Source organism: Thermostichus sp. MS-CIW-26, from assembly GCF_054059115.1.
Map to the genome: position 1 here is coordinate 1 of NZ_JBSSBV010000075.1, position 7,144 is coordinate 7,144.

The window sequence follows — 7,144 nt, forward strand, 5'->3', positions numbered from 1 at the left end:
GGATACCGCCATTCTGGTTGGAAACAAACAGAATGCTATCGCTGCATAGTTGAACAGTGATGTTCAGCAGTGTTCAGCGTAAATGTATCAGGTTGTGCCCCTAGGTTCAGCGCTGAGAGGAGGTCAGCCGCTCTCCCAGCAATTGCACACAATAGGCCGCCAGCCCCAACCCCACCATGGCAAACATGAAGGCAATCAGGGAAACGGAACCGACCAGCAGGTAGCGCACCAGAATGCTGATTCCGCGGGCCAACGATCCAATCTCCACCTCAATTGGCGGCAACTTGGCCAACATCGAGAGCAGCAGTTGAAAGAACCCGTAGCCCAAACTGACGGCGATGGCGGCCCCCAAGAGGGCACTGAAAGGATGGGGGGATCCCTGGGGCGAGGCGGAAGACATGGGGCAGCACCGGAAAACTCACCTTTATTCTAGGCTGCAGGTACAATGTGGAAGTTTCTTTTCTTTCCGGCAAGCCTAGGGGTTATGGAGAGCGGATCCCATTACGAAGTTTTGGGCGTTTCCGTGGCGGCGACGGCGGAGGAGATCAAGTCTGCCTACCGTCGTTTGGTCAAGTACCACCATCCCGATAGCCTGCTGGCCAAAAAAGATCGGGCCACCGCTGAGCGCATCCGCCAGATCAACGCTGCCTACGCGGTGCTCAAGGATCCGCAATCTCGCCGCGAATACGATCGGCAACTGCACTCCAGCCGCACCTCACCCTGCCCTCAGCCGAGGGGATCTCCCCATGAAACCGTCAGCCACGAAGCCATCGCCCGTGCAGCCTGGATCCGACAGGTCTACACCCCTCTAAACCGAGTGTTGGGGCCCTTGTTGTCTTCCCTAAAGCCTCAGTTGAATGCTTTGGCGGCGGATCCCTTTGATCCCGACCTGTTGGAGTCCTTCGCCACCTATTTGGAAGAGTGTAGCCAGAAACTGGCCCAAGCTCAGCAGATCTTTGGCCGCCTCCCCAATCCCAGCAGCCTGGGGGGAGTGGCTTCTCGCCTCTACTACGCCCTCAACCACCTAGAGGACGCTCTAGAGGAGCTGCAGTATTTCCCCCTGAACTTCGACGACCGCCATCTGCACACCGGACAAGAGCTGTTTCGCCGGGCAGGGGGGCTGCGCCTGGAAGCTATGGAAGCTTACGCCAAGAGTTCACCCTAAGCCAGAGCGGGATCCCCCCCTGGGCAGAGAGGGGCGAGGATCATAGGGGATGGGGATGTACTGCACCGAAGGGCGGCCCATGGTGGCCTGTGGGTACAAGTCCATCAGGGCATAGATTTGGGGTGGCAACTCGGTAGAAATGGGCAGGCCCAACCTTTGGGCTTCTTCGGCGGTGATGGGGTAGTCGTGGGTAACTTGTCCGCTGGTTAGGTACTGGATGAGGGGCTCGATGCGTTCGGGGGCAATTTTGCGCTTGGGCACATCGTCCTTCAAGAGATCCCGCACGAAGTTCTGCACCTGTTGCATTGCTTTGCGGGCCAGATCCGCCAGGATCAAGGTTTGGTCGTCGATTTCGGCAATGGGTTTATCCGCCACCACCTGCAGAATACTGGCGGCAGCATACCCCCCCAACTGCGGATCCACCGGCCCCAGGACTGCATTGGCATCCATGACGATTTCATCGGCGGCCAGGGCCAGCATTGTCCCCCCCGACATGGCGTAGTGAGGCACGAAGACCGTCACTTTGGCCGGATGGCGGATCAGGGCGCGGGCAATTTGCTCCGTGGCCAGCACCAGGCCACCGGGGGTATGCAAAATCAAATCAATCGGGGTATTGGGTGGGGTAAGGCGAATCGCCCGCAATACCTGCTCGGAGTCCTCGATGCTGATGTAGCGGGAAACCGGGATCCCCAAAAAACTAATCGACTCCTGGCGGTGAATGAGCAGAATCACCCGGCTGCCCCGCTTTTGCTCCAACTCCCGAATGGCCATCAAGCGCCGGAACTCTTGGGCACAACGGTTCAGCAGAGGTTGCAAAGAGCTGAAGATCAGGAAAATCCAGAACAGGCTGCCCCAGTCCACTTTCGCACCTCAAGTGGGATCCCTTTGCTTCCAGGATAGGGGATAGCAAACCTTTGGTGATCTCTGGGCCTCACGAGTTGGGTTCAGCTAGAAATCGCAGGAGCCCCGCACTGTACCCGTAGGGTCAGTGCCGGGAGGAATGCGAGGTTACAATAGAACTATGACCCAAGCCCTGACCGTATCCTGCAAGCTCAAGGTAGCCCAGTCGCAAGCCGCCAAACTGGACGCGACTTTGGAGGCTTTTGGCCAAGCCTTGAATTGGGTCAACCAGAACACGCCGGAGAAAGTCGCCAACGCCGTTAAGCTCCAGTCTCTGTGCTACCGCGAAATCCGCGCCCGGTTCGACTTGTCCAGTAACTTGGCTCAGCAGGTCTGCAGACGGCTGGCCGGTGCCCGTAAAGTTGCCCAACAGAAAAACCGCCCCGTCAAAACGTTCAAAGGGGGCTTCGCTACCTACGACGCCCGCATCTTTTCGTTCCGTCAAAAAGACTGGACGGTGTCGCTGACCACGGTGGAAGGGAGAGAACGCTTTGAACTGGCCATTGGCAACTACCAGCGTGGGATGCTGGCTGGTTCCAACCCCAAATCTGCCACCCTGGTCAAGCGCAAAGATGGCTCCTACTACATCCAGATTTGCGTAGAGAAAAAACCACCCAAGCAACAAGATACCGACAAGGTGATCGGGGTGGATTTGGGAAGGACGGATATTGCTCATACGTCAGAGGGGGACAACTGGAATGGACAGCAGTTGAACAGAGTCCGAGACCACTACTCCCGGTTGAGGGCGGTACTCCAACGCAAAGCCAGTAAGGGCACCCGCAGTTCGCGGCGCAGATGCAGAGAACTGTTGCAACGGCTGTCTGGCAAGGAGAGACGCTTTCAAGTGTGGGTCAATCATCGCATCTCCAAAGCTATTGTCTCTAGGGCAAAAGCTACCAACAGCGCTATTGCTCTGGAAGACCTGACAGGGATCCGGGAAAGAGTCAATCAACAGCCACGCAGCAAAGCCGAGCGGCGTAGGACCAACAGTTGGGCGTTCTACCAACTACGTCAGTTTCTGGAGTACAAGGCGAGGGTTGCAGGGGTTTCTCTGGTTCTTGTGCCGCCCGCCTACACGTCGCAGACCTGCCACAAGTGTTTGCATATCCATCCCGATCCTGCGCAATCCTACCGCAGTGGAAAGAAGTTTAAGTGTGGGCACTGTGGATGGGGAGGAGATGCGGATTTGAATGGTGCGAATGTGATTGCGCTTTTGGGGGCTGTCGTAAACCAGCCTAGAGGTTCGGGCCTGTTTTGTTCTCTGGTAGAGCAGAGCAGGCCCAGGGCTACTGAAAGCCCGCTCCGTACCGCTTAGCGGTCGGAGCCGGGTAGTTTACACGCCGCAAAAAGGCGATCCAAAGCCTGCAGCAAATCCGGTACGGAAGCTTGGTCAATCCAAGATCGAATATAAGCCTGTTGCTCCGCCAAGTTTTCAATGCGGCCCAACTTTTGCATGGCCAAGTAGCGGGTTTCTGCCTCGGCGCGATTGGTTTGCAAGTCCAGCCGCTGCTCCGGGGTCAGCGGATACTCCGTTTGGGCCAGCAGGTAATCCGCCACCATCATGAACAGCAGAGGCCCCGCCAATTCCACCTGAGGCTCGGCTTCTGGCTCAGAATCAGCAACAGCGAGATCTTGGAGATCTTGAAAAAGATCCTGACCCAGTTGCAGCAGCTCCTCTGCTGAAGCCGCCCGCAGCACCGTCTCGGCAGCAGCCTGCAGCGGCTCTGGGGAAACCCTGTGGTGGATGGCCAATTCCGCCAGGGCCTGTTCCCATTGATCCCGTTGGGCTTGCACCACAGCCCGCTCTTCTGGGGAAAAGTCCAACCGCTCCAGCAACACCTGCAGAGCCACAGCCCCCACCAACAGAGGGGGAAAGCGCAGCACCGTAGAGGCAGATCCCGCCTGCTCCAAAAAGGTTTCCAAATCCGGGCCGGATCCCCTGTCCAGCAAGTCCTGCAAGTAGGCCAACACCTCTTGAGGCGAGGTCAACCTGAGGATCCCTCGCACCTGTGCCCGCAAGTCTGCCGGGATCCCAAGGAGCTGCACCTGGACTTCGGCCCGCGCCTGCGCTTCTGCAATCAACTCCGGCAAATCTGCCGTTGCCCGACCGGCCTGCAACAAAACCTGGCTAGAGTCCTGCAACAGGCTGGCCGCTTCCACAAACAGCAGCACCTGCGGGACTTGCAGCGTTGGCCAAACCATGCTAGCCAAGCTGTGGATCCGCAGGGGATCCCTCCGATTCTGGATTGGCTGGCGCAGCGGGGTGAGCTGAAGTGGGCTTGTGCCAGTGCAGACCGATCAGAGCATCGTACAAAAAGCCCCAAAACTCTCCCTTCTCCCAGATCCCCAGCGTTTGCTGGCAGTTGCGCGCGTCCAGCTCAGGTTTGGCTGCCCAGTAGGCTGCTTGGTATTTGTACCAGGGAACAGAAGGCCAGAGATGGTGGATCAGGTGATAGTTTTGCCCCAACAGCAGAATGTTGGTCAGCCATCCGGGATAGACGCGGGCATTGTACCACCGCTCTTGGGATTGAAAAGGGCGATGGGGCAGGTAGTCAAAAAACAAGCCCAGCAAGAACCCCATGATAAAGGCAGGGGGTAGCCAATAGTTCATGATGTAGTCGGTGTAGCCGAAGTAGCTGGCCAGACCAAAGGTCAGGATAACCACCAGCCGACTCAAGCCCCACTCCAGCAGATCCCAGCGACCTTTCCGCCAGAGCTGCCGCTTAAAGAAAAACACCTCATGGTAGAAAAACCGCGGCGCGATCAGCCACAGCGGCCCTCCCGTTGAGACATAGTGATCGGGATCGTCTTCAGGATGGTTGACGTGGGCGTGGTGCTGCATGTGTACCCGCTTAAAGACGGGATAGACAAAACCCTGCAACAGGGCAGAGCCGTGTCCGAGTGCCTCGTTCAGAAAGCGGTTGCGGTGGGCCGAGCCATGGGAAGCATCGTGAATCACCGTGCCCAGAACATAGAGGGCCACAAAATTGAGCCAGAACACCATCCATTTGGGCCAGTGCCAAAAGGCGTACCCGCCAAAGCAAGAGGCCGAAAGCACCACCGCAGCCAAAAACATCAGCAAGGTGGGATTCCAAAATTCCGAGGGTGGCCCCAACAGCTCACGAGGCAATGCGAAAGGTTTTTGGGCTGGTTCAGCAGTAGCAGCAACAGTCATCGGCAGCCATCCTTAGGTGCGCACAGTGCAGACAGAGAGGATGGGTCGAGCCAGCGCGTCCCAGTCATCACACCGAAAAGAGATCGAAGAGATAAGTTTGTTAACTTTCGTTAGTATACGGCAGAGACCTGCCCAGCTTCTCAGCCCAAGCCTTATTTTCCTCACAACCCCAGCCATGGGGGCACCTTCCTCTCCTGGCCAAGGATTCCTGAAGGATCCCGGCAACGGCAAACTGCCCCTGAAGCCAGAGAAAAGCCGTAGTGTGAGGTTTTGTTGCAATTCATGTGCAGATTGCGAGGGGATCCCAGCAGGAGGGGTAATCTAAGGGTCGGTTAACCTGAGCTGAGGATGGAAACCATGATGCCTGTTGTTGCGCTGTTGGCTCTGACCGCTCAAACCAGCCCCTGGTCCCCCCTGAACGCCGTGATCATTCTGCTCTGCACAGGGCTGGCTTACTTGAGCTTCAAATCCTCCTCTGGAGTGGCCTCAGAGACTGGGCCGGTACTGGGAATGACCTGGCCAGAAGTCATCGGGGTTGCCAGCTTTGGCCATTTGTTGGGAGTGGGGGTCGTTTTGGGCCTCTCTAACATTGGCGTTCTCTAGGTCGCCACTTCCTTTACATTTCTTGAACTTAGTCCGGATCCCTGCTGGATGATGTTAGGCTCTATTTTAATTCTGAAAGAAGCAGTTTCTTCAGCCGCATTTTCCCCTGAGGTTTGTTGCTATGTCAGCGATGGTGCTCCTGGCCAGTTTGCCGGAAGGCTATGAATTGTTTGACCCGCTGATCGACATTTTGCCGATCATCCCTGTTCTGTTTTTCCTGCTGGCTTTTGTCTGGCAAGCGGCAGTGGGCTTTAAGTAAAGCCATTGCTTTTACTGAGGTCGCAAAGGTCTCAAAGGCCTGGGTGGTCTGGAGAAAACTCAAGCAAACCTAAAGGGCTTCCCCCAGCTTATCTCCCAAGTTGGGGGCTCTTTGCTTTGCCCATTTATGGTCATTTCGATTCAAACTAGGACACTGCACCCACGCCTAAAACGTTAAATGCACCGTGCCAGAAGGCCTTTCAAGGACTCCGTCCCGCTAGCGCGAACAGTAGCTCAGGTGTCTTGCCCTGAACTGGAACGACTGTAAACGACTATAAAAACAACAAGCCGTCTCGCCACTGTCCACATGACTCCCAAAGGTGGGCCAGGGATCCGGCGCTAGGGTTCGCGGTCGAGGACACCGGTAATCCAGAGAACCCCTGCCAAGCAGACGAAGTGGGCAAACGTCACGTTGATGTTGGCGGCCAGCAGCAGCACTCCTGTCACCTGGTTGGCCTGGGTGCGGGAAAACATGCGCGCCAACAGCTCGCCCACTTGGGCTTCCATACCAATCAAAGCAAGGAAGGCCCCAATGAGGCTGACATAGGTGACCAACTGCAACTGCTTGGGCAAATCCAATTGGCTTAGGGCATCAGCAGAAGCTGAGCGGCGCTCCGCGTGGAGCAAGTAGCGCCAGTTGAAAAATAGACCGGCTGCCAGGGTGAGCAATGTAAACAAGGTGAACCAGAAGGCGATGACAGCCCCCAGCGAGTCATCTCGATAGACGGTATTTTGGCCGATTAAAAAGCCAAACCACAGCAGCAGCGCCGTCGCCCCCAAGATTGCCTGGAACCAAAACCCAAAGCGACGAGTCATGCGCAAACGAGACTTCATCCGCTCGATAGCCGCCCGTACTGACGGCGACATGGGCTCGTTCATCTTTTTCCCCCGCTCGCCTGGATGAACACCAACGTTCGCTTCCAGCCTATCTTCATTCTCCGGCCCCAGTCACCAAATTTTCGGGCTGGAGGCCCGCACCATAGCCGCAGGCTTGGTGTCGGGAGGAAAGCCCGCCTCGATATAGGTTTGCCGGCCAAAAGTCT

9 protein-coding genes are annotated in these 7,144 nt (G+C 56.7%); 4 read left to right on the forward strand and 5 right to left on the reverse strand.

Translation table 11 applies throughout. The annotated features are described in order from the left end of the window. Window positions 1–106: 106 nt before the first annotated feature. On the reverse strand, window positions 107–400 hold the full coding sequence (locus ACVWZU_RS14070; protein ID WP_414350285.1) for a DUF3082 domain-containing protein: 294 nt from the start codon (window positions 398–400) through the stop codon (window positions 107–109). A gap of 84 nt (window positions 401–484) precedes the next feature. Between ACVWZU_RS14070 and ACVWZU_RS14075 the strand changes: the two genes are divergently transcribed. After that, window positions 485–1,165: a J domain-containing protein gene (locus ACVWZU_RS14075; RefSeq protein ID WP_457445531.1), complete on the forward strand. Its 681-nt coding sequence runs from the start codon at window positions 485–487 to the stop codon at window positions 1,163–1,165. Here the strand turns inward: ACVWZU_RS14075 and ACVWZU_RS14080 are convergent. Next, complete coding sequence (locus tag ACVWZU_RS14080) at window positions 1,157–2,026, reverse strand: SDH family Clp fold serine proteinase (protein ID WP_457445525.1); 870 nt, start codon at window positions 2,024–2,026, stop codon at window positions 1,157–1,159. The genes ACVWZU_RS14075 and ACVWZU_RS14080 overlap by 9 nt on opposite strands. 160 nt (window positions 2,027–2,186) lie before the next feature. On the opposite strand from ACVWZU_RS14080, the gene ACVWZU_RS14085 reads away from it, so the two are divergent. After that, on the forward strand, window positions 2,187–3,380 hold the full coding sequence (locus ACVWZU_RS14085; RefSeq protein ID WP_457445527.1) for an RNA-guided endonuclease InsQ/TnpB family protein: 1,194 nt from the start codon (window positions 2,187–2,189) through the stop codon (window positions 3,378–3,380). Here ACVWZU_RS14085 and ACVWZU_RS14090 read toward each other — a convergent pair. Together ACVWZU_RS14090 and ACVWZU_RS14095 are read right to left on the reverse strand one after the other, a co-directional pair. Next, window positions 3,377–4,267 (reverse strand): hypothetical protein, encoded by an 891-nt coding sequence (locus tag ACVWZU_RS14090; RefSeq protein WP_457445529.1) that lies wholly within the window; start codon window positions 4,265–4,267, stop codon window positions 3,377–3,379. The two genes, ACVWZU_RS14085 and ACVWZU_RS14090, sit on opposite strands and share 4 nt — an antisense overlap. A gap of 1 nt (window position 4,268) precedes the next feature. After that, on the reverse strand, window positions 4,269–5,240 hold the full coding sequence (locus ACVWZU_RS14095; RefSeq protein ID WP_011431774.1) for a fatty acid desaturase: 972 nt from the start codon (window positions 5,238–5,240) through the stop codon (window positions 4,269–4,271). Between the two features lie 357 nt (window positions 5,241–5,597). On the opposite strand from ACVWZU_RS14095, the gene psaK reads away from it, so the two are divergent. Together psaK and ACVWZU_RS14105 are read left to right on the forward strand one after the other, a co-directional pair. Continuing rightward, window positions 5,598–5,843 carry a photosystem I reaction center subunit PsaK gene (psaK, locus tag ACVWZU_RS14100; RefSeq protein WP_011431775.1) on the forward strand — a complete coding sequence of 82 codons (246 nt, stop codon included), beginning with the start codon at window positions 5,598–5,600 and terminating at the stop codon, window positions 5,841–5,843. A gap of 121 nt (window positions 5,844–5,964) precedes the next feature. Beyond that, window positions 5,965–6,102: a photosystem II reaction center protein K gene (locus ACVWZU_RS14105; RefSeq protein ID WP_414332566.1), complete on the forward strand. Its 138-nt coding sequence runs from the start codon at window positions 5,965–5,967 to the stop codon at window positions 6,100–6,102. 338 nt (window positions 6,103–6,440) lie between these two features. On the opposite strand, the gene ACVWZU_RS14110 is transcribed toward ACVWZU_RS14105, so the two are convergent. Next, a complete protein-coding gene (locus ACVWZU_RS14110; protein ID WP_414332564.1) occupies window positions 6,441–6,980 on the reverse strand; it encodes a DUF3611 family protein in 540 nt (179 codons plus the stop codon). Window positions 6,981–7,144: the final 164 nt, after the last annotated feature.

What these genes read in the sequence shown, in the direction of transcription:
- ACVWZU_RS14075 (WP_457445531.1), top strand. Translation starts at nt 485, where the DNA reads ATGGAGAGCGGATCCCATTACGAAGTTTTGGGCGTTTCCGTGGCGGCG.
- ACVWZU_RS14085 (WP_457445527.1), top strand. Translation starts at nt 2,187, where the DNA reads ATGACCCAAGCCCTGACCGTATCCTGCAAGCTCAAGGTAGCCCAGTCG.
- ACVWZU_RS14095 (WP_011431774.1), bottom strand. Translation starts at nt 5,240, where the DNA reads ATGACTGTTGCTGCTACTGCTGAACCAGCCCAAAAACCTTTCGCATTG.
- psaK (WP_011431775.1), top strand. Translation starts at nt 5,598, where the DNA reads ATGATGCCTGTTGTTGCGCTGTTGGCTCTGACCGCTCAAACCAGCCCC.
- ACVWZU_RS14070 (WP_414350285.1), bottom strand. Translation starts at nt 400, where the DNA reads ATGTCTTCCGCCTCGCCCCAGGGATCCCCCCATCCTTTCAGTGCCCTC.
- ACVWZU_RS14110 (WP_414332564.1), bottom strand. Translation starts at nt 6,980, where the DNA reads ATGAACGAGCCCATGTCGCCGTCAGTACGGGCGGCTATCGAGCGGATG.
- ACVWZU_RS14090 (WP_457445529.1), bottom strand. Translation starts at nt 4,267, where the DNA reads ATGGTTTGGCCAACGCTGCAAGTCCCGCAGGTGCTGCTGTTTGTGGAA.
- ACVWZU_RS14105 (WP_414332566.1), top strand. Translation starts at nt 5,965, where the DNA reads ATGTCAGCGATGGTGCTCCTGGCCAGTTTGCCGGAAGGCTATGAATTG.